This is a genomic window from Streptosporangium sp. NPDC004631 (assembly GCF_053601935.1).
In genome coordinates this window covers 1-21,099 of the sequence record NZ_JBSGCR010000037.1, presented here as the reverse complement: position 1 = coordinate 21,099, position 21,099 = coordinate 1, and the positions used below count along the sequence as shown (strand labels likewise).

General features: G+C 67.2%; 21 protein-coding genes. 16 read left to right on the top strand and 5 right to left on the bottom strand.

Features of this window, described 5'->3' with window-relative positions:
- Positions 1-4: 4 nt before the first annotated feature.
- Genes ACWEF2_RS27740 through ACWEF2_RS27725 form a run of 4 tightly spaced genes read right to left on the bottom strand, consistent with a single transcriptional unit; the run spans position 5 to position 3,938 of the window.
- A complete protein-coding gene (locus ACWEF2_RS27740) occupies positions 5-952 on the bottom strand; it encodes a cyclase family protein (protein WP_453819279.1) in 948 nt (315 codons plus the stop codon).
- Positions 949-1,713 carry an SDR family NAD(P)-dependent oxidoreductase gene (locus tag ACWEF2_RS27735; RefSeq protein ID WP_453819278.1) on the bottom strand — a complete coding sequence of 255 codons (765 nt, stop codon included), beginning with the start codon at positions 1,711-1,713 and terminating at the stop codon, positions 949-951. The genes ACWEF2_RS27740 and ACWEF2_RS27735 overlap by 4 nt, the downstream gene beginning before the upstream one ends.
- A gap of 11 nt (positions 1,714-1,724) precedes the next feature.
- Entirely contained in the window at positions 1,725-3,170 is a 1,446-nt protein-coding gene (locus ACWEF2_RS27730) for an aldehyde dehydrogenase family protein (RefSeq protein ID WP_453819277.1), read from the bottom strand.
- 6 nt (positions 3,171-3,176) lie between these two features.
- Positions 3,177-3,938, bottom strand: a complete 762-nt coding sequence (locus ACWEF2_RS27725) for an IclR family transcriptional regulator (protein ID WP_453819276.1) — start codon at positions 3,936-3,938, stop codon at positions 3,177-3,179.
- A gap of 220 nt (positions 3,939-4,158) precedes the next feature.
- Between ACWEF2_RS27725 and ACWEF2_RS27720 the strand changes: the two genes are divergently transcribed.
- The 13 genes from ACWEF2_RS27720 to ACWEF2_RS27660 all read left to right on the top strand — a co-directional run bounded on the left by ACWEF2_RS27720 (position 4,159) and on the right by ACWEF2_RS27660 (position 16,591).
- Positions 4,159-4,974, top strand: coding sequence for an ABC transporter ATP-binding protein (locus ACWEF2_RS27720; protein ID WP_453819275.1), 816 nt, complete (start codon positions 4,159-4,161; stop codon positions 4,972-4,974).
- Between the two features lie 46 nt (positions 4,975-5,020).
- Positions 5,021-5,788, top strand: coding sequence for an ABC transporter permease (locus ACWEF2_RS27715; RefSeq protein ID WP_453819274.1), 768 nt, complete (start codon positions 5,021-5,023; stop codon positions 5,786-5,788).
- 69 nt (positions 5,789-5,857) lie between these two features.
- Positions 5,858-6,913 (top strand): ABC transporter substrate-binding protein, encoded by a 1,056-nt coding sequence (locus ACWEF2_RS27710; protein WP_453819273.1) that lies wholly within the window; start codon positions 5,858-5,860, stop codon positions 6,911-6,913.
- 27 nt (positions 6,914-6,940) lie between these two features.
- Positions 6,941-7,945, top strand: a complete 1,005-nt coding sequence (locus ACWEF2_RS27705; RefSeq protein WP_453819272.1) for a formylglycine-generating enzyme family protein — start codon at positions 6,941-6,943, stop codon at positions 7,943-7,945.
- Positions 7,946-7,983: 38 nt separating this feature from the next.
- Complete coding sequence (locus ACWEF2_RS27700) at positions 7,984-8,715, top strand: hypothetical protein (RefSeq protein ID WP_453819271.1); 732 nt, start codon at positions 7,984-7,986, stop codon at positions 8,713-8,715.
- A gap of 50 nt (positions 8,716-8,765) precedes the next feature.
- Positions 8,766-9,776 carry a hypothetical protein gene (locus ACWEF2_RS27695; RefSeq protein WP_453819270.1) on the top strand — a complete coding sequence of 337 codons (1,011 nt, stop codon included), beginning with the start codon at positions 8,766-8,768 and terminating at the stop codon, positions 9,774-9,776.
- Positions 9,773-10,966 carry a thiolase family protein gene (locus ACWEF2_RS27690; protein ID WP_453819269.1) on the top strand — a complete coding sequence of 398 codons (1,194 nt, stop codon included), beginning with the start codon at positions 9,773-9,775 and terminating at the stop codon, positions 10,964-10,966. Before ACWEF2_RS27695 ends, ACWEF2_RS27690 begins: the two co-directional genes overlap by 4 nt.
- A complete protein-coding gene (locus tag ACWEF2_RS27685; protein WP_453819268.1) occupies positions 10,963-11,496 on the top strand; it encodes a Zn-ribbon domain-containing OB-fold protein in 534 nt (177 codons plus the stop codon). Before ACWEF2_RS27690 ends, ACWEF2_RS27685 begins: the two co-directional genes overlap by 4 nt.
- 25 nt (positions 11,497-11,521) lie before the next feature.
- Positions 11,522-13,174: a class I adenylate-forming enzyme family protein gene (locus tag ACWEF2_RS27680; RefSeq protein ID WP_453819267.1), complete on the top strand. Its 1,653-nt coding sequence runs from the start codon at positions 11,522-11,524 to the stop codon at positions 13,172-13,174.
- A 265-nt stretch (positions 13,175-13,439) separates the two neighbouring features.
- Positions 13,440-14,069, top strand: coding sequence for a cyclase family protein (locus ACWEF2_RS27675; protein ID WP_453819266.1), 630 nt, complete (start codon positions 13,440-13,442; stop codon positions 14,067-14,069).
- Between the two features lies 1 nt (position 14,070).
- Complete coding sequence (locus ACWEF2_RS27670) at positions 14,071-15,120, top strand: CaiB/BaiF CoA transferase family protein (protein ID WP_453819265.1); 1,050 nt, start codon at positions 14,071-14,073, stop codon at positions 15,118-15,120.
- Complete coding sequence (locus ACWEF2_RS27665; RefSeq protein WP_453819264.1) at positions 15,120-15,926, top strand: CoA transferase subunit A; 807 nt, start codon at positions 15,120-15,122, stop codon at positions 15,924-15,926. Before ACWEF2_RS27670 ends, ACWEF2_RS27665 begins: the two co-directional genes overlap by 1 nt.
- Positions 15,926-16,591 (top strand): 3-oxoacid CoA-transferase subunit B, encoded by a 666-nt coding sequence (locus ACWEF2_RS27660; RefSeq protein WP_453819263.1) that lies wholly within the window; start codon positions 15,926-15,928, stop codon positions 16,589-16,591. Before ACWEF2_RS27665 ends, ACWEF2_RS27660 begins: the two co-directional genes overlap by 1 nt.
- A gap of 266 nt (positions 16,592-16,857) precedes the next feature.
- Here the strand turns inward: ACWEF2_RS27660 and ACWEF2_RS27655 are convergent, their stop codons facing one another.
- A complete protein-coding gene (locus ACWEF2_RS27655; RefSeq protein WP_453819262.1) occupies positions 16,858-17,955 on the bottom strand; it encodes a MerR family transcriptional regulator in 1,098 nt (365 codons plus the stop codon).
- A gap of 663 nt (positions 17,956-18,618) precedes the next feature.
- On the opposite strand from ACWEF2_RS27655, the gene ACWEF2_RS27650 reads away from it, so the two are divergent.
- The 3 genes from ACWEF2_RS27650 (at position 18,619) to ACWEF2_RS27640 (ending at position 20,852) form a co-directional block, all read left to right on the top strand.
- Positions 18,619-18,963 (top strand): type II toxin-antitoxin system RelE/ParE family toxin, encoded by a 345-nt coding sequence (locus tag ACWEF2_RS27650; RefSeq protein ID WP_453819261.1) that lies wholly within the window; start codon positions 18,619-18,621, stop codon positions 18,961-18,963.
- 5 nt (positions 18,964-18,968) lie between these two features.
- Positions 18,969-19,268 carry a helix-turn-helix domain-containing protein gene (locus tag ACWEF2_RS27645; protein ID WP_189792389.1) on the top strand — a complete coding sequence of 100 codons (300 nt, stop codon included), beginning with the start codon at positions 18,969-18,971 and terminating at the stop codon, positions 19,266-19,268.
- Positions 19,269-19,943: 675 nt separating this feature from the next.
- Positions 19,944-20,852, top strand: a complete 909-nt coding sequence (locus tag ACWEF2_RS27640; protein WP_453819260.1) for a hypothetical protein — start codon at positions 19,944-19,946, stop codon at positions 20,850-20,852.
- Positions 20,853-21,099 lie beyond the last annotated feature (247 nt).

The following is a 21,099-nucleotide window of genomic DNA, read 5'->3' as shown; positions in this document are numbered from 1 at the left end:
GTTCCTAGAAGATCGCCATTGCGTTGGCCGGGGAGCCGAGGCCTCCGGGGAGGCGAACGGGCTTCGCCATGAGCAAGAACTCGTAGCGGTGGCGTCCGGCGCAGGCCTCGCCCAACTCGACGAGGTCGAAGAGCTCGCCCAGCGTCAGACCGAGCAGGCCCAGCAGGGCCGGGTGGAGTCTGGTGTCCTTACCGCGGGGAGGCGTCACCTCGACGGCGATGTTGTCCGCGCACACAGCGGCGATGTGCTTGTCCCAGAGCCACCGCAGGGTCTCCTCGTCCTGCTGGAGTCCCGGGGCCTCGTAGCGCATCTCGGTCGCCGTCGTGCCGTCGCCGAGTCCGCGGATGAAGGCGTCGACACCGAACCGCAGGAGCAGTACGTCGCCCTCCTCGATGCGGACCCCCTGGGCGTCGGCGACCTCGTCCAGCAGCGAGGGCGGTATCTCCCTGCGCGTGTTCGGCTCGATCGCCTCCGGTGTGTCCCGCAGGTGCCGCTCCAGGTCAAGCAGTACGCCGCGCGCCACGATGCCCCGCTCGGCCACCTGGTCGATCCCGAGAGGGTTGGGTCCGGGGGCGAGCGCCCGATCATCGGAGAGCAGGTCGTTGTAGAAGCCGTCGGGCCCGCGGACGTGGCGCAGGCCGTCCCACTGACTGGACAGCTGGGGGGCGAAGTTGTCCAGGGTCTCGTCGTAGTAGCCCGGCATGATCTCGAAGACGTCGTGCACGAACCGCTGACGATGCTTGAAGATCGACAGCGGGATGCTCAACGGGTGGTCGAGATTGACGCAGACCCCCTCGGTGGCCAGCCTGAGCGCCCGAGCCCGGCGTTCGGGTGTCAGCAGCTCCAGTGTTCCGAGCTGCGACCGGTCGCCGAATACGCCCCAGGCGGTGCGCCAGTTCGGCGCCGCGGTCGACGGGGGGAGTTCGTCGTACGAGGGCAGAACGTCGCTCAAGCGCTCACACCGCCGTCCACGGGCAGGTTGACCCCGGTGACGAACACCGACAGGTCGGACACAAAGAAGAGGGCCGCCTTCGCGATGTCGTCGGCGGTGGCCAGCCGTCCCATCGGGATGTCGGTCGTCAGCCGCTCCCGGTCCATCAGCTCGGCCGCCTCAAGCGGTACGAACTGGGAGAGCATGGGAGTGTCGGCGGCGACGGGGCAGATGGAGTTGACTCGGACGCCGCGGGGGGCGAGCTCCTTGGCGAGCGACCGGGTCAGCATGACGGCGCCGCCCTTGGACGCCTGATACCCCGAGTGGTGAGCCCGGCCCTTCAAGCCGGACAGGGAGGCGGTGATGAGGAAGGAGCCCTTGGACGCCTCCAGAGCCCCAGCGGCGTACTTCGCGAGCAGCCACGGCCCCTTGACGTTGACGGCCATCAAGCGGTCGAACAGAGACTCCTCGTAGTCCTCCAAGGCCGAGAAGGACGCGGGGAGACCGGCGTTGGCCCACGCGCCGTCGATGCGGCCGTAGGTCGCGTTGGTGAAGTCGACCAAGGCGGCGGTGTCCGCGGCGTTCGTCGCGTCGTAGGTGAACGCCCTGGCCTGTCCGCCCGCTTCCTCGATCTGGGTGACCGTCTCCTTGGCGCCGTCGGCGTTCAGGTCCGCGACCACGACCTTCGCGCCGTGGGCGGCGAAGAGCACGGCTCCGGCCCGGCCCATCCCCGAGGCCGCCCCGGTGATGATAACGGTCTTTTCGTTCAGGAGTTTTGTCATGTCACATGTCCTCACTTGCCTGCGAGTCTGATGATGGTCGTCTTGACCTGGGTGTAGTGCGCCAGGGCCTCGAAGCCCTTCTCACGGCCGACGCCACTGCTCTTGTAGCCGCCGAACGGTGACTCGACGCCGCCGCCGAACCAGTTGTTGACGAACACCTGCCCCGACTCCAGCCGCGACGCGACGCGGTGGGCCCGGTCGATGTCCCGCGTCCACAGACCCGACACGAGTCCGTAGTCGGTGTCGTTGGCGAGGGCGACGGCCTGCTCTTCGTCGTCGAACCTGATCGCGACCAGGACGGGGCCGAAGATCTCCTCACGGGCGAGCAGGGATCCGTGCGGTGCCTCCAGCAGGGTCGGTGCCACATACAGCCCGCCCGGATGGTCCTCCAACACCTTCGGCGGCCCCTCCAGTAGCGCGGTCGCCCCCGAGGAGCTGATCTGGCCGAGGTAGTCCTGGACCCTGGCGTACTGCTCCCTGGTGGTGATCGGACCGATGTCGGGGTCGTCCAGGGCGTGCCCCACCCGGACGTCGCTCAGCCGCGATAGCAGACGGGACAGGAACTCGTCGTAGATGCCGGAGTGCACCAGAAGCCGGCTTCCCGCCGAGCATGCCTGGCCCGAGTTGTAGGTGATCGCCAGGCAGGATCCTTCGACGGCGGCGTCAAGGTCGGCGTCGGGGAAGACGATGTTGGGACTCTTGCCGCCGAGTTCGAGTCCGACCGGGATGAGCCGGTCCGCCGCCGCGCGGGCGACGAGCCGGCCGACCTCGACGGAGCCGGTGAACATGATCCGCCGGACCAGATCGTGATGGATCAGCGCCTGACCCGTGGTCGGGCCGTCACCGGGCACCACGTTGAGCACGCCGTCGGGGAGGCCGCACTCGCCGGCCAGCCGGGCCAGCATGAGGCAGGTGAGCGGAGCGTCCTCGGCGGGTTTGACCACGGCGGTGTTTCCCGTCACCAGGGCGGGGCCCAGGCCCCTGGCGGCCTGCTGGAGGGGGGCGTTCCAGGGCAGGATCACTCCTATGACGCCGTACGGTTCATGCGTGGTGTAGGCGTGCCACTCGGGCCCGAGCGGGATGACATCCCCGTGGTGCTTGTCCGCCGCGCCCGCGTAGAACTCGAAGTACCTGGCCGCGACCTCCACGTCGGCAAGGGAGAGGGACAGGGGCTTGCCGGTGTCGAGGCTTTCCACGCGGGCGAACTCCTGGCGCCGCTCACGGAGCCGGTCGGCGATCGTCTGAAGGACGCGGCCGCGCGCCGACGGCTTCCACCTGCGCCACGTCAGGTGGGCGCGGTGGCCGGACCGCACCGCGGCGTCGACGTCCTCGGCGGATCCGTGCGCCACCGCGGCGAGCACCTCGCCGGTGGAGGGGTTGATCGTGTCGAGCCGCTTGCCGCTCGACAGCTCACCGACCGTGCCGTCTATGTAGCCGTCGACGATGAAATCGGTCACGAGTACTCATTCCTCAGGGGCTGTGTGTCCGGTCAACAGGTTGTGGATCGCTTCCGCGCAGTGTTTCGTCTGGCGCGTGACCTCCGGGATGTCGGCGTTGGCCAGGTAGTCCTTGAAGGCCGACACGTGCACGGCGGCGACAAGTTCGCCATGTCCATCACACACGGGGGCGGCGAAACCGATGATCCCGGTGATGGTCTCCTCCATGCTCATGGCGAAGCCGCGCTCGCGGATTGCCTCAAGCTCCGCGAGGAGCCCTGACTTGCTGGTGATCGTGTTGGGCGTTAAAGCCGCCAGATCCGAGGACGCTGCGATCTTCTTCAGCTCGGGGTCATGGGCGGCGAAGAGTTTGCCGACGGCGCTGGAGTGCAGCGGCACGGGATCTCCCAGGCGGATGTCAAGGCCCGCCCGTCGCAGGCCGGGAACGCGCTCGACGTACGTCACCGCGTTGCCGATGCGCACGGCGAGGTAGGCGTCGTGCCCGATGGACTGCACCAGACGCTTCAGATGCGGCCGCGCCGCGTTCACCACGTCGACCTGCTCGACGGCCGCCACGGCCAGCCGCACGAACGCCGGACCGGTGCGGTAGAGCTTCCGGTCGTCGACGGTCAGGAGCCCGGCGTTCACCATGGAGCGAAGCAAATCGTGCGTGCTGCTCAACGGTCCTGACACGGACTCGGCGATCTGCGAGAGCGGAGCGCCGACAGGGTTCCGCTCCAGCACGTAGTCGAGGACCCGGACGATCCGCTCCACCTTGTCACCGCTCATGCGCGCTGATCCTTCTTCGGGTATCTGTAGTAGAAATTCGGTAACTCGAAAGCTACTTCAGGCATCGTTGCCAGTCAACGGGATGATGTTGCCGAAACTATCCGTTGACAGTCACTTGCCGCGACTCTATGTTCGTAAGAACTCGGAACCATGTTCCGAAATACCGTAAGGGACGGGGCAGTGAGTGTATAGATCACCCCGAGGCCATGGAGATCGAGCCGTGAGTACCAACGACCACGAAGCACAGGGAACGATCACTGTTCGTGACGTGACGCACGAGTTCGACCGATCCAGAGGCGATACGACGTCCGGAGGGCGGCTGTACGCGCTCCAGGACATCAACCTGGTCATTCCGCGCGGCCAGTTCCTCGCGATCGTCGGCCCCAGTGGGTGCGGAAAGACCACGCTGATGAACATGATGGCCGGCCTCGTCCAGGCCTCGTCGGGAGTGGTGACGCGCGACGGCCGCCCAGCCACTTCGCTGGCCCGCAACGTGGGGTACATGTTCGCTCGCCCTGGCCTGCTGCCCTGGCGGACCGCGCGGGGCAACGTCGAGCTGGGGCTGGAGTTTCGTGGCGTGAGCAGGTCCCGCGCGAGGGAGACGGCCAGTGAGCTGCTCCGCCAGGTCGGGTTGTCCACGTTCGAGGCATCGCTGCCCTCGGAGCTCTCCCAGGGCATGCGCCAGCGTGTGGCGCTGGCACGTGTGCTGGCCCTCGACCCCGACTACCTGCTGATGGACGAGCCGTTCGGTGCCCTGGACGCACAGACCAAGCTGGTCATCCAGGAGCTGTTCATCCGGATCTGGGAGGGCACGGGGAAGACGGTCGTCTTCGTCACGCACGACCTGGTCGAGGCCGCCGCGATGGCCGACAGGGTGATCGTCATGACGGCCTCCCCCGGGCGGATCAAAGCGGATCTTACGATGCCGTTCGACCGGCCGCGCGATCTGAACGACCTTCGGTTCGACCCCCGGTTCCAAGAGATGTCGCACCAGATCTGGACCGCTCTAAAAGACGAGGTTTCACAGGATGGCTGAGAAGACCGCAGCGTCCCTACCGGCTTCCTCAAGGTGGCGACCGGCCGTGCCGCGGATCGTCACGCTGCCCGCCGCGCGCCTGGGGCTGGCCGCGGTGGTACTGGCCGGCTGGCAACTCGGCGTTGAGAGTGGCCGGCTCGATCCGACGTTCGTGAGCAGCCCCACGGCGATCTGGGCGTTCCTGCTCGACTTCGTCACCTCTGGGGACGTCTGGCGTCACCTTTGGGTGACGCTGCAGGCGACGGTGCTCGGATTCCTCATCGGCAGCGCCGCCGGGATCGCCGCAGGTCTCCTGCTGGCCAGTGTGCGGTGGCTGAACGAGCTCCTCGACCCGTTCCTCACCATCCTCAACTCGCTGCCGCGGGTCGCCCTGGCCCCGCTGTTCCTCCTGTGGTTCGGCCTGGGAAGCGCGTCGAAGGTCGCGCTGGCCGTGAGCCTGGTGTTCTTCATCCTCCTGGTCAACACCCGGGCCGGTGTCAGGAACGTCGAGGCGGACATCGTGACCGTGTCGAGGTTGCTGGGGGGAGGCGGCTGGCGGCTCTTCCTGAAGGTGATCCTGCCGGCGTCCGTGCCCAGCATCGCCGCCGGGCTCCACCTGGCCGTCATCTACTCGCTTCTCGGTGTCGTGGTGGGCGAAATGATCGCGGCCGAGGCGGGGCTGGGCCAACGCATCGCCTTCTACTCCGGCCAGTTCAACACAGCCGGGGTGCTCGGGGTGCTCGCCGTGCTCGCGCTCATCGCGGCCGCCATGAACACCGCGACAGTCCTTCTCGAACGGCGTCTCCTGCGTTGGCAGGACCGCGGGCGACTCTAGACCGTCCCGACGCAGCCCGCTCCGGCGTCGGCCAGAGCGCACGCCCCCATCGGAAAGGTGCAACCACACATGTACGCACTCACGTCGACGGACGGAGCCCGTCGGTCACGACCACGGTTCCTGACCGGGGCGCTCGTCGCCCTTGTCACCTCGGCCCTTCTGTCCGCCTGCGGCTCCAGCGGTGAGGCGGCGAGCACGTCCGCCGGCCTCAAAGTCGGTGTCTACCCGGGCGCCTTGATGAGCCTGCCGGCGTACGTCGGCGCCGACGCCGGCCTCTTCAAGAAACATGGTCTCGACATCGATCTGGTCGACATCTCCGACGGCAGGAATATGACCGCCGCAGTGGTGAGCGGCAGTATCGACATCGAGCTCAACGGTGTTGACAACAACGCCCTGGTGATCGAGCAGGGGCAGTCGATCGTCGCTGTCGCGGGAAACACCGTGCGGCCGGTCTTCGCGCTGCTCGCGGGGTCCAAGCTGGCCACCCCGAACGCGGAGGCCGGTTTCCCCGGCTCGGTGCGGGATCTCAAGGGCAAGAAGATCGGCGTGATGGCGACGGGCGGCAGCGTCGAGCAGATGCTTCGCTACGTCCTCAAGGCCGCGAAGGTCGACCCGGACAAGGACGTCACGCTGGTCAACGCCGGCCTGCCGGCCACCGGTGTCCCCGCGCTCAAGGCGAACCAGATCGACGCCTACATGTCCATCGAGCCTGCCGTGAGCCTGACCTCGCTCGACCAGAGCGCGAAGGTCGTCCTCGACCTTCGCAAGGCGCCGCTGCCCGACGGTCTGACCGACCTGGACTGGCCCTACAACCAATGGGCCTCAACCATGAAGACCGTCGACGCCAAACGGGAGACGATCGGTGCCTTCCAGAGGGCCATGAAGGACGTCTTCGCGTTCATGGCGGATCCCGCGAACCGCCCGAAGGTCAAAGAGATCGCCATGAAGCGCATCTCCGACAATGCACAGCTTGTGGACAGACTCCTGGAGACGAACATCGACGTCTTCGGGTTCGAGCTGCCTCGCGATCGGGTTGAGCGGGCATTCGACTACCTCATCCAGACGGGGCTGATCAAGAAGCCCATCACCTACGAGGACTATGTGGTGGAAGGAGCACGGAGCTAGCCGGTCACGGCGTCTCCGGGTAAGACGATGACGAGCTGCTGTAGCCCCGGCCGTGGGGAGCCCCTCCCGGGTACTTCGGCATCCGCGCCGGCGTACGAGCCCGGTGTCGTGGGCGGGGGCGGCCGGGGCCACCGCGGTCCGCGTCCAAAGGGAATGGTCCTGCTCGGTCCAGCCGAGTTCATCATGGGCAACGACCGGAGCCTCGGACCTGGGGGAGACGGGGAGGCACCGGCACGGCCGGTCATCGTCGGTCCGTACTGGATCGACGTGGCGGCCGTCACCAACGCCGACTTCGCGGAGTTCGTGGCGCGGACCGGCCACATCACAGAAGCGGAGGCGTTCGGCTGGAGCTTCGTCTTCGAGCGGTTCGTTGACCGGCGAGTCGCCCGGTTCCTGGAGGTCGCTCCAGGTGTCGTGCCTCACTGGTGGGTCGCCGTCGAGGGGGCCTCGTGGCGGCGCCCGTACGGCCCCGGTTCCTCAGCGGAGGAGCTCGCGGACCATCCCGTCGTGCACGTGTCCTGGAACGACGCGAACGCGTACTGCCGATGGGCGGGAAAGCGGCTGCCGACCGAGGCGGAGTGGGAGTACGCCGCACGGGGCGGGCTGGACGGCGCGGTCTATCCATGGGGGGACGAGCTGACGCCGGGTGGTGAGCACCGATGCAACATCTGGCAGGGCGAGTTCCCCGGCGTCAACACGGCCGACGACGGGTACGTCGGCACGGCCCCCGCACGGTCCTTCCAGCCCAACGGGCATGGCCTCTACAACACGTGCGGCAACGTCTGGGAATGGTGCGCCGACTGGTTCAGCGACACGTGGCACGCCGTCGATCGTCCCCACACGCGCCGAAGCCCGGCAGGCCCTCCGCAGGGAACCGCGAGGGTCATCAAAGGCGGTTCCCATCTCTGCCACGCCTCGTACTGCTTCCGCTACCGGCCCGCGGCCAGGAGCGGCAACACCCCCGACAGCAGCACGGGGCACATGGGTTTCCGCTGTGCGCGCGACGCGGCGCCGGGCGAGCCCGTCCTATGACGACCCGGGCCTGAACGCCCTGACGAGCGGATCGGACGATGTCAGAAACGATCAAGATTCTCAACTTCGTCGAGCCCATCGCGGGAGCCGAGGACTACTGCGAGGAGTACTACCGCACGGTGCACGTGCCGCTGATCGTGCGCACCCTCAGGAGGGATCCGCGCTGGGTCGGCTATCACCAGAACCGCCTCGTCGCCGGATACGACGCCCTGGGCGGCTTCGGCAAGCGGCCTGACCGCTGGCGCCTCGTGCTGCTCAGGGGGGTGGCCGAGGAGGCGGCCGACGGCCGCGCCTCACGTCCGAACAACCCCGAGCTGCAACGTGTCGTCGAGCTCGACCACCCGAACTTCCTGTCGGCGATCACCCGCCTGGAGACGCGTGAGGTGACGGTGCACGACTCTCTTAGAGGCCAGACCGCGCTGACGAAGTACGTCGCCGCGTTCGCGTCGGACGGTGAACCGGCATCGGGCGGCGGCACCGCGGTGGACGCGTTCGCGCGTGCGGCATCGGCTGCCGCCGGGTGCAGGCTCGTCCTGGTGAACCAGGTCCTGGGCCAGGTGGAGAGCACCACGGTGGGCCGGGCGGTCGTGCCCTCGGACAGATACGCCGCCGTGCCGGCCTTCCACCACGTCGCAGAACTGTACTTCGACAACCCCTTCGACGCGCACGGCTTCTTCGCGAGCGCCGACACCATGGAGCGGCTGCACCATGGCGCGAGCAGAACCGAGGTGTTCGAGGTCCAGGAGTCGTGCGGATTCGACCATCGCTGACGCCGCGAGATGGTCACGAACCTTTGGAGGAACGAATGGCGGGAGCACAGATGCGAAGTTCCACTGGATATGGAGAAGCCCGTGGACGGCCCAGGGTCGCCGTCCTGGCCACGAGGCAGACGGCCGTCCCCCGGGAGGACGACCGCAGCCTTGAAGAGATGATCTTCAGTGTCGCGGAGGAGGCGTTGAGCGCGGCCGGGCTCCGGGCCTCCACCGTGGGCAGCGTCGTCCTGTACGGCAACGACCAGATGAACGGGCGGGTCATCTCCTGCATGGTCGGCGTGGGTCCGGCCGGCGGAGTCGACCGCGACGTCACGATGATCGCGTCATCGGGTGAGCACGCCTTCATCTACGCCTATCTCCGGCTGCTGGCCGCTCAGGACCGGGACGTCCTGCTGGTCGGCTGGGGTAAGCCGAGCGAGGGGGTGTCGCCCGAGCACGCGCAGCTGGTGAGTGCCGAGCCGTACCTGCTCCGGCGAGTGGGCATGAACGACACGATCGCCGCCGCGCTCCAGGCATCTCGGACGACGACGACCGCCGCGGCCGGGCGCATCACCGCGTGGCCCCTGACGGCCGAGGACCTCCCCGCCGACAACGACGTGGTCTACGCCGTGGTCCTCGCGGCGGAAGGCGGCTTCACGCCGGGAACCGAGCTCGCCTGGGTGCTCGGAGCGGGCTGGGCCATGGACGGCTATGACATGGGCGCCCGTGACGTCGCCGGAATGCCCGCACTCGACGCGGCGCTTCAGCAGATCGAGAGACGCGGGGTGCCCGGTGCGGCCCGGTGGGACATCGTCGAGATCGCCGCACCGAGTGAGGTGGCCACGAGGGCGGTGGTCACCAAGCTGGGCCTCCGCGACGACGCACGGGTCAACGTGGCCGGTGACACCGCGGAGTTCATGTCGACGTCGTCGACGTCCGGTCTGGGACGGTTCATCGCTGCCGTCGATGCGCTCGACTCCGAGCAGGCCGGCTCGATCTCAGCCGGCATCGGACTGCAGGGGTTCGCCGGACAGGGAGCGGCGGTCGTGGTCTTCGGCGGGAAGGGGGGCGACCTGTGAGCAACGTGGGCATCATCGGCTTCGGCCAGACAAAACATGTGACGCGGCGCGAGGACGTCACGTTCCCCGAGTTGGTGAAGGAGGGAGCGGATCTCGCGCTGGAGAGCGCCGGCATCGGCATCGAGGACGTCGACGCGGTCGTTTTCCCGCTCGCTCCTGACGCGCTCGTCGGCGTCGGCAACGGCGAACGGTGGTGCGTGGACGCCGTCGGTGCCGTCGGCAAGCCGTTCATGCGGGTGAACAACGGTGGAGCCACGGGTATGAGCGCCGTCCTCACCGCCTGGACACACATCGCCTCCGGAATGTTCGACGTGGTGTTGGTGGCCGGGGCCGACCGGGTCTCGGAGTCCGGCTCGGCACAGTCGGTGCTGAACAAGATGTGGGACGTCGGCTACGAACGCCCGTTGCCGCTCAACACCATCACGATGCTCGCGCTGTCCGCGGCTCGCTACATGTACCTCTACGACTCCACTGAGGAGGACATGGCACGCGTCAGCGTCAAAAACCGGTACCACGCGAGCTTGAACCCATACGCGCACCTACGCGATCGGATCTCGATCGAGGAGGTCCTGAACAGTCGGAAGCTTGCCTGGCCCATCAAGCTCGGCGACGCCTGTCCCGCGTCCACGGGCGCGGCCGGCGTGGTCCTGGTCTCCGAGCGCTACGCCAAGACGCACGGACACCAGGCGGCCTGGATACGCGGCATCGGGCAGAACACCGAGACGTTTTGGATGGGTGACCGTGTCGGCCCGAAGGCCCAGGGGGACCACGCCGATGCGGACGCACTGGCGACCGCGTTCCAGCGCGCCTACGACATGGCGGGGATCACCGACCCGCGCTCCCAGGTCCACGCCGCCGAGATCTACGCACCGTTCTCAAGCGTCGAACTGCATGTCATCGAGGCCGCCGGACTGGCCGTGAGAGGCGAGGCCCCGAAACGGCTCGCGGCCGGTGAGTTCACCCTCGGCTCGCCAGGGCCCGTGGTCAACCCCTCGGGGGGAACCCAGTGCTCAAACCCGATCACCGTCACCGGTGTGATCCGGGTGGGCGAGGCGGCACTGCAGGTTCTCGGCGCGGCGGAGGATCGCCAGGTGCCCGGCGCCCGCACCGCGATCGCCAGCGCCATCGGCGGCGACCATCAGTTCTATTCGACCATGGTTCTCTCGAACTCTCTGGAGGAGATCGCATGACCGGCACCCACCGATCACCGGCGGCTGTCATTCCCGAGCCGTCCACCGGCCCTCGCTTCTACGAGCAGACCTGGGACCTGTCCTACCGGCACGCTCTCGGTGACACCACCTCCAGGTTCCTCGGCGGGCTGGCGGCGGGCCGGGTGTACGGACGCGCGTGTACGCAGTGCCGGCGCGTGCTCGTCCCCGCACGGTCGTTCTGCGACCGCTGCCACCGCGCCACCGGCGACTGGCTCCAGGTGGGCACGACCGGCGTCGTCGAGATGTTCACCGTCGTCTACGAACCCTTCCACGGGCTTCCGAAACCGCCGTACGCCCTGGCGTACGTAACGCTCGACGGAGCGGACACCGCGCTCCCCGGCTACGTCCGCGGTCTCGACCTGACCGACGTCAAGACGGCGACCACGGAGCTGGCCATCGGGACGCGGGTGAGGGTCGCGTTCGCCGAGAACCCCGTCGGTAGTGTCGCCGACTACTGGTTCGAGCCGCATACGGATCCCACCGACCCGAGTGCCGGGGCCAATGGCTAGCTCGACGTCACCGGCATTGAGCCATGTGGGTCCGATCCCGTGGCCCGAGAGGGCCCCGCGACCGGCCCTGTCCACCCTTCCTGGTCTCATCGACGCGCTCGCCGCATCCCAGGGGGATCGGCCCGCCGTCGTGTTCGAGGGACACCGGACCAGCTATGGGGAGCTCGCCGAGCGCAGCCGGCGGGTCGCCGCCGCCCTCCAAGGCCTGGGGGCCGGGCGCGACGGCGCCGTCGGACTGCTCGCCCCCAACTCCGCCGACTGGCTCGTCCTCACCGTCGGCGCCGTACGGGCCGGTGCCCAGGTCCACGTGTTCAACACGTGGGTCAAACCGGGCGAACTGGACTACCTGCTCAGGGCGTCACGGGTCGAAGTGCTGGTCAGCACGGCCGGTTTCGCCTCCAACGACATCCTGGGCACCCTCACCGGACTCATCCCGGAGGCGCGGCTGGACGCCCCCGGCGGCTGGTCCAGTGACAGGTTCCCCCATCTGAGGACCGTTGCGATCCTTGGTGAGGAGTGTTCGGTCGGCGGCTTTCGGCGCTGGGGCCCGCTCGTGGAGCAGGCCGACCCGCTCCGCGTGGATCACAGCCGTCCGGCCGACGCGCTCGTCGTCTACACCTCCGGATCGACCCGGTTCCCCAAGGCCGTGCCGCTCACGCAGTCCGCCATGATTGAAAACGGCTACGCCATCGGGACCCGCATGCACCTCAGCCGCGACGACCGAGTGTGGCTCGGCAGCCCGCTCTTCTGGAGCTACGGCATCGCCAACGCGGCCATGGCCACCTTCACCCACGGCGCCTGCCTCGTGCTCGACAACCGGTTCGACGCCCGGCGGGCCGCGGAGACGATGCGTCGCGAACGCTGTACGGCGGCGTACCTGCTGCCGGCCATGGTGGAGTCCCTCCGGAGCGGTGCCCGCGACATCGTCGCGAAGCTCGACCACCTTCGCACGGGGCTGACCATCGGTCGTCCCGATGAGCTGAAGCGCATCGCGGACGAGCTCGGCATCACATCCATTTGCAACATCTACGGCTCGACGGAGGTCTACGGCAACTGCTGTGTCACCGATGCGGACGACCCCATCGAGGTCCGCATGGCCTCGCAGGGGCTACCCCTGCCGGGAGTGGAGATCCGGGTCGTCGACCAGGAAAGCGGGGCGGTGGTTCCCAGGACCCTGCCGGGACATCTCCAGGTCCGTGGCCGAGTCATGCCCGGCTACCTGCCCATCGTAGACGGGGAGCAGGTTTCGGACCCCATCACGAGTGATGGTTGGTACGACACGGGTGACACAGCCCTCATCAGGGAAGACGGACGCCTGGTCTTCGTCGGACGACACTCCGAGATGATCAAGGTGTCCGGCATCAACGTCTCGCCCGCCGAGATCGAGGCGCATCTGCGCACCCACCCGGCTGTAGTCCAGGCCGCCGTGGCCGCGGCACCGGACCCGCAACGGGACGAGGTGCCGATCGCCTTCGTCGTGACGTCGGGACCTACGAGTGAGGCCGAATTGACCGAGCATTGTCGCAAAGCGTTGTCCTCGTACAAGATGCCCGCGCGAGTGGTCTTGGTGCCGGCACTCCCGCTCACCTCTACCGGCAAGCTCGCGCGTAAGGCGCTCCTGGATGAGGCTCGGAAGGCGGTGCGGACCGTTGCCCGAATCGCGCCAGAGTGTGGATGACCGCCTGCGTGGCCGTATCGGCAACTGGGGGCGTTGGGGCCCCGAGGACGAGGCGGGTGCGCTCAACCTTGTCCAACCAGCCCAGGTCCGGGCGGCGATCCGGGCGGCGACCGACGGAAAGGTGGTATCGCTCGCGCAGCCAAGCGGGCCAGACGGGATGGTGTCTCCGCATCGACGCCGGCCTGCGCGGTTCATGGACAGGGACGCGGGTGACTACGCCTTGGGTGCTCGTGCCCCCCATGGGTTCAGGTTCGCTGAGGACACCGTGCAGCTCCCGACTCACAGCGGAACCCATCTCGACGCGCTGTGCCATGTGTGGGAGGGGGATGACCTTTACAACGGCCATCCCGCCGGCGGTATCAGGTCGACGCGCGGGGCCGAACGCTGCGGGGCCGACGCCCTCCGGCCGGTCGTCACACGGGGGATCCTGGTGGACATGCGGGAGCACCTGGGCCGTCCCCTGGAACCCGGCGAAGCCGTCACCGCCCGGCTACTCCGGTCGTACCTTGACGAGCGCGGCGTGCGCCTGGAACCCGGCGACGCCGTACTGATCAGGACCGGATGGTGGGAGAGAGGCCTGAGCTCCGAGGCCTATCACCGGGCCGAGCCCGGGATCGACCTCGCCGCGGCTTTGTACCTGGCCGAGCACGACGTGAGCCTGGTCGGCGCGGACAACTACGCCATCGAGCAGCAGCCCGGCACGCCCGGCACATCCTTTCCGGTCCACCTCTGCCTGCTGCATAAGTTCGGTGTGCCGCTGCTGGAGAATCTTGACCTGAGCCACCTGTCCGAGGCACTTCTTCAACGCGGGCGATCGGTGTTCATGCTCGTCGTCGCACCCCTGCCGCTTCAAGGATCAACCGCGGCACCGGTGTGCCCTGTGGCGGTGCTGTAACGTGCCCGGCTCCACCGGGCCGCTGAAGGACATGCGGGTCGTCGACCTCTCGCAACAGCTGCCCGGGCCCTACACGAGCCTGCTCCTGGCCTCGCTCGGCGCCCACGTGACCAAGGTCGAGCCACCATGGGGAGACGCGGCGAGAAGCCTGGACCCCGACATGTTCGAGGCCGTCAATCACGGCAAGGTCTCAGTCCGCCTGGACCTCAAGTCCGATGCCGGCCGCGAAGCCCTACGAGAAACGGCGACCACCGCGGACGTGTTCATCGAGGGCTTCCGACCCGGGGTCACAGCCCGGCTGGGATGCTCCGCCGTGGATCTGCACGCGTTGAACCCCTCTCTCATCTATTGCTCGATCAGCGGCTACGGCCAGAAGGGCCCGCTGGCCGGGCGTCCGACCCACGACCTCAACCTGCAGGCCATGGTTGGAGCGATACCGCACTCCGCGCGGCTGGACCGCGTCGGCGTTCCCTGGGTGGACCTCGGAACAGCCACCACGGCCGCCTTGGCGATCGTCGCGTACTGGCACGCAGGCATAGGCGTCCATCTGGACTTGGCCATGCTTGACCTGGCCGCGTCTTGGGCGACGGTGAAGCCGCGCGCGGTGTCCGACATCGAGCCCAGCTACGGGACCTTCAGGTCGCGCGACGGGGACGTGTTCGTGCTGGCGCTCCTTGAGGACGACATGTGGACACGCCTGTGTCGCGCGCTCGGGTTGACGAGCTGGTCGGCAAAGAACCGCCTGGAGCGTTACAGAGCCAGACAAGCCGAGGCGGAAGGCATCAGAAGCCGACTTGAACAAGAGTTCGCGCTGCGAAGCACAGAGGACCTGACAGCGCTCGCCACCACGTTCGACCTTCCTGTCAACCGAGTGCTCGCCTCCGCGGAAGCCAAGGCCGAACACCAGCTGCGCCTGCGCTCAGCCGGCCGACCAGGCACCCGCTGCGTGCCCGTCCCAGAACACCTGCTCGTCGGCCTCGGCCCGCTCGTCGACGCCGAGAGCCGCCCGCCAGTCCACAAGCACAGTATCGAGGACCAATGGACAAGGTAATGGCATCTGCCATGGAAGCGGTCGCTGATATCCCGTCCGGGGCCACCGTGGCGGTCGGAGGCTTCGGCCTCTGCGGCATTCCCTCGGTGCTGATCGAGGCGCTGCTCGAACACGGTCCGGACGACCTTGAGGTGATCTCCAACAACTGCGGTGTCGACGCCTGGGGTCTGGGCCGGCTGCTCATGGCCAAGCGGCTACGGCGCATGGTCTCGTCCTACGTCGGAGAGAACAAAGAGTTCGCGCGACAGTACCTCCAGGGCGAGCTTGAGGTGGAGCTGACCCCTCAGGGCACGCTCGCGGAGCGGATGCGCGCCGGGGGCACCGGCATCCCGGCGTTCTACACCACCACCGGAGTCGGCACCTGGATCGCCGAGGGCGGCCTGCCGTGGAAGTACGACGGGGACGGCAACGTCGAGGTGGCCTCGCCGGCGAAGGAGGTGCGCACCTTCGACACCGCGGAGGGAGAGAAGGAGTTCGTGCTGGAGCGGGCGATCGTGGCCGACTTCGGGTTGGTGCGGGCGTGGAAGGGCGACCGGCACGGGAACCTGGTGTATCGGCAGTCGGCACGCAACTTCAACCCGTTGGCGGCGATGTGCGGGCGGATATCCATAGCGGAGGTCGAGCACCTGGTCGCGCCTGGGGAGATCGACCCCGACGACGTGGACACCCCGGGGGTGTTCGTGCAGCGGGTGGTGGCGTTGACGCCGGAGCAGGCCGAGGACAAGCGGATCGAGAAGCGTACCGTCCGCCGGCGTACCGATCGGATGATCGAGCCGGCCGAGACCATGGTGGGAGGTGGTAACTGATGGCGTGGACTCGTGAGGAGATGGCTGCACGGGCGGCCTCTGAGCTGACCGACGGGCTGTACGTGAACCTGGGGATCGGGTTGCCGACGCTGGTGCCGAACTACGTCGCCGACGACATGGAGCTGGTGCTGCAGAGCGAGAACGGGATCCTCGGGGTGGGGGCCTACCCGTTCGAGGGTGAGGAGGATCCGGATCTGATCAACGCCGGTAAGGAGACCGTGACCCTGCAAAAGGCGGCGTCGTTCTTCGACTCCGCCACGTCGTTCGGGATGATCCGGGGCGGAAAGATCGACGTCGCGATCCTCGGGGCGATGCAGGTCTCCCGGCACGGTGACATCTCGAACTGGATGATCCCCGGAAAGATGGTCAAGGGAATGGGCGGCGCGATGGACCTGGTCCACGGCGCGAAGCGGGTGATCGTGCTGATGGAGCACGTCGCCAAGGACGGTTCCTACAAGATTGTCAACGAGTGCTCGCTGCCCTACACCGGCCGCGGCGTGGTGCAGCGGATCATCACTGATCTCGGTGTCGTCGATGTCGTCGACGCCGCTGGGAGGCCGGCAGCGGCAGGGGCGCACGGTGACCGCGGGTTGAAGCTGGTCGAGCTCGCGCCCGGTGTCACCGAGGATGAGATCCGGGACAAGACCGAACCCGCCCTCCTGTGATGTGGAGCCAAGCAGATGATGTGAACCGATGTTCCCCGTGTTGGGTGGAGTCGCGTTGCCGGCGACGAACGCCGACCAGCGGGGGACACCGGTCACCCCGGACGAGGCGTTGACGGACATCACGCGGCCTCGGTCAACGCACTGCAGGCCGCCGCGCACACCCGGGTCGCGCCGCCGGTCCTGTCCATACCGTTATACCCGGTCAGCGCCGCACATGACCGGCGGGCCGCCCAGGAGCCGCCATGACACTGACGCCGCGACGCGGTTCAAACTATGAGCAGGCGGAGGCCGAGATCTGCCGCGTCGAGGTCGGCGAGGTCGCTGTTGCGCTCGGCCCACCGGCCGAAGCCGAGGTCGTCGCTGAGGCTTCGTACCGCCCGCTGCTCGGCCTCCGGTCCGACCCTCGTCCATACCGACATCGCACGGCGCACGTGATCCTCCAGATACGCCGCCGGTCGGCGCCAGTACGCCTCGAACAGGCCGTCAGCGCAGTCCCACGGGATGGGCACCGGCTCAGCGCGGGCGCCGATCGCGTCGGCCATCCCCGCAAGTGAGGGAAAATCCGCCAGGACGGCGGCGAACTCGGGCGGGTAGTCGCGGGTAAGCCAGAACCGGTCCTGCCATCCGGGCTCGTCGGTGTCGAACGTGAGCACCACCACGCGGCGGGCCACGCGCCGCATCTCGCGCAGCCCCGCTATCGGGTCCCCCCAGTGGTGGACGGTGGAGACGGCCATCGCGACGTCGAAGGAGTGGTCCGCGAACGGCAGGTTCTCCGCGGTGGCGGCCACGCACGGCGCCGAGCCGGGAGGCCGCTGCCCCCGCATGACCGCCGATGGCTCCACCGCGGTCACGTCGCGATCAGCAGGCTCGTAGGAGCCGATGCCGGCCCCGACGTTCAGCACCGTCCGCGTGTCCCCGAGCGCGTCCCAGATCTGCGCGGCGATCCGTGGTTCGGTACGCCGTGTCGCGGTGTAGGCGCCGCCGATCGCGTCGTACAGCCGTGCACCGAGCATCTCCAGTTGCTTTTCCGGTGTCACCTTCAGTCCCTTCGCCCGTGCCTCAAGTTCCCTGTCGATGGCCGCCACCATGGCGTCAGCGCGATCACGCCGCTCCAGCAGTAGGCCGCGCAGTTGGCGCAGGTGCGCGACCGCATCGGTGGACGGGTCACCGACCAGTTCCGCAACCTCCCGCAGCCCGAGGCCCAACCGCCGATAGGCCAGCACCTCCCGCAGCCGCTCCACATCGCCCGCCGAATAGGTCCGGTACCCGGCCGCGGTCCGCGCCGACGGCCGAACGAGCCTGATCTCGTCATAGTGATGCAGCGTGCGGACGCTCACGCCGGCCAGCTCGGCCACGCGTCCCACGGTCCAGTGATCCTCCACGGAACCGACTATGCAGCCTGACGCCACGTGAGGGTCAAGAGCCTTCAGCCCAGGGGGGGCCAAAGCGGGCATGGTCCCGGGTTGGTGCCGGGGCAAGGTGCACAAGGCCGAGCACCTCGGCTACGCGGGCCGTGCTGATCTGTCTGCATACCGAGGGGGACCGGGATCGGAGGATCGCCGACGGCATGGGCAGGCTCGCCGAGGAGGCCCTGAACGGAGGGGGATCGGGCACGTAACGGGCACGGAAGATCGAAATGACCCCGGAAAAAATCAAGGCCCAGATCGGGAAACCGTCCCTGACCTGGGCCTTCATGGTGAGAGCAGGTGACGGGAATCGAACCCGCGCTGTCAGCTTGGGAAACGGCCGCTGGTGTTGGTGGGCTGAGCTGGGAAAACGGGGGTGCAGGTAGACGGGGTGCGGTTCCCCGTGAGTTCCCGTGGGTGACCGGGATTCCCCGCCTGTTCTGGCACGGATCTGGCACGTGATCAGCGCCGCTCGGGACGACCTGGACGAAACCATGCAGGACATGGCGCACCCGCGCATGTGTCCGCATGCCTGACGGCCTCGTCCGTCATCGATCCTTCCTGGCGGAGAGCCGAGCATTTTCGGGACGTGGTACTTGCCGTCGCTATAACGTCCGTGTTATGAAGTGGGGAGAGGTGGAACTGGAGCCAGAGGTTGATGAGTGGTTCGACACGCTTGATCAGGAGGGGCAGGAGACGGCGGCGTTCTACGTCGACCTGCTGGCCGAGCGTGGCGTCCTGCTGGATGAGCCCTACACCCGTCGGCTCCGCGGCAAGCTGCGTGAGCTGCGTTTCCACCTCGATCGGGAGGCGGTGCGGATCCCCTACTGGATCGCCCCGGGTCGGCGGATCATCATGCTGACGGTGTTCCGCAAGCAGCGGATGCGCGAGTCCGCTGAGATCGAGCGGGCGTGGCGGGCCATGCAGCGGTGTATCGCCGAGGCTCACACGGCAGACGAGGAGTGAGCGGTATGGGTGAGCGCAAGAGCTGGGGCGCCAAGCGGGCCGAGATCATGAGCCGCCCTGGGGCCGGGGCGGCGTATGAGGCCACCAGGATCCGGTTCGAGCTGGGTGAGGCGGTACGGCTGCGCCGTGAGCAGCTTGGCCTGACCCAGAGCGACTTGGCCGAGCGGACTGGCTTGAAGCAGCCGGCGGTGGCACGGTTCGAAGCGGGCGGGACGATGCCGACCATTCCGATGCTGGAGCGGCTCGCTGAGGCTCTGGAGATGCGGCTGAGCGTTCAGTTCCAGCCACTGCGCGAAGCAAGCTGATCTTCAGAGGGTTTCCAGGGCTGTGGACCGCCGAAGGAGAACTGGGAGACCGAAGGTCACTGGAAACGACTAAGGCCCAGATTGGGAAACCGTCCCTGACCTGGGCCTTCATGGTGAGAGCGGGTGACGGGAATCGAACCCGCGCTGTCAGCTTGGGAAGTCTCTATCGCACCTGGTCGCTGAGCTGGGAAGACGTTGACCTGTGGGGGAGCGAGTCGAGTGACCGTGGTTCCCTGTGAGTCCCCCTTGATCACCCTCCTGACGGGCACGCAACGGGCACGCGAGGAGCACGGGAACGTTTGGGCCTTCGCCGCCCCGGTGCTCGGTGGACCGGGGTTGAGGCACGAAACCCCGGACCGTCGATCGCCCCCAACCCCGTACGGTGATCATCCATCGCAAGGCGATCGTGGGGCGGTATGCGTGCGGTGACACTTGGAGGCAGCCAAACCGCATTGGCAACTGGGACTTCCACCTCAGCCATCTAGGGTCTCTGCAAGCTACACCCGATCATCCCGGAGACTGGACGCCCTCCGCCGGAGGCATGGTTTGGGGCGCTACGAAGATCAATTTACAAGCCCAAGGGCATCATTGGCTTCGGCGCCGGACCTAATGATCAGATCATCCCATGAGGCTTGTCTGTGCACATGTGTCGGGAGAATGCGGGAAGATTGTAGGGTGCCTGTGCCTGACATCCCACTCGCCTCAGATCGTGGCTACAGCGTTGTCTGGTTGGATGACAACGATCGCGAGACCCTCGCTCTGGAAGCTATAGCGGATGACGTTCACCGAATCCTTGGCGGTGTTGTCCGACTACTACTAAAGGGAGATCATCCCGAGTTTTCCGAACAAGACAAGGCGGCTGCGAAGCAGCTCATTGAACCACTTCTCTCTACGCGAAAGATCTCCCTGTACAGTTGGCGTTATGACGTTAACTGGACGATACAAGTGTTGCCGGAGTTCTTAGGGGAACTAAGTAAAGCGCCCAATAAAAACATTCTCGATCTGGCCTTTCCGGAAGCCGTCAATCGCATATTTCCCGACGTCCCTTATCGGGAGCGCCTCGATGTTGAAAAGTTAGACTTCGAGGCGTACCGCGAACCTGAGGACGTTCCTCTAAACTGGCATCTCCTGCTACAACAAGCTATGCAAGGCGGAAATCAGGCGCGACGGCCTCGCGAAGGTGCTCGCAACGCACGTTCACAACCCGTCACGGTTCAGCCTCCAACCGAGGACAAGCTTACTTTTACGAATCAGGGCGAGCTGGCTGTGTATCGAGCACTCAAAGAGATACAGGCAAGCCTGCCGCAGCATAAGACTATTGGGATTTACCCACTTCCCGGCGCGAGAGTTCTGAATAAGACGTTCGAGCCCGATATGCTCATCACATATAAAGGGCGCGCCGGGATAATTGAGATCGATGGCCCCAAACATCGAGGAAGAGCATCTGACGATCGAAGCAGAGATCGCCTTTTTACGAACGCTGGGGTCCTCTTCGTGGAGCGCCTTGGCGTTGAAGAGATCTCAAACGTCGAAGAGCTCAACACGTTTCTTCGTATCTTCATCGAGCGCCTCGCCAAGCAGTAACGGGTACATTTAGCACTGATGGCCGGAAGCTTGTCGGTTCATTGGTGGCGGTGCGGCCCAAGTGCGGCGGCTGAGGGGTTGGTACGGCGCACGGGTGGTGCGGTGGGCGGCCCGTGGTCCCGCCGCCGGCCGAGACCGGCGCCCACGCCGCACGCTCGGGCGGCGTTCGGGCGGCGGGCAGGTCAGGCAGAACGCCCAGGTGTCGAAGGTGGCGCGTCGTTTGCCGGTGCCGATGGTTACCGAGGCC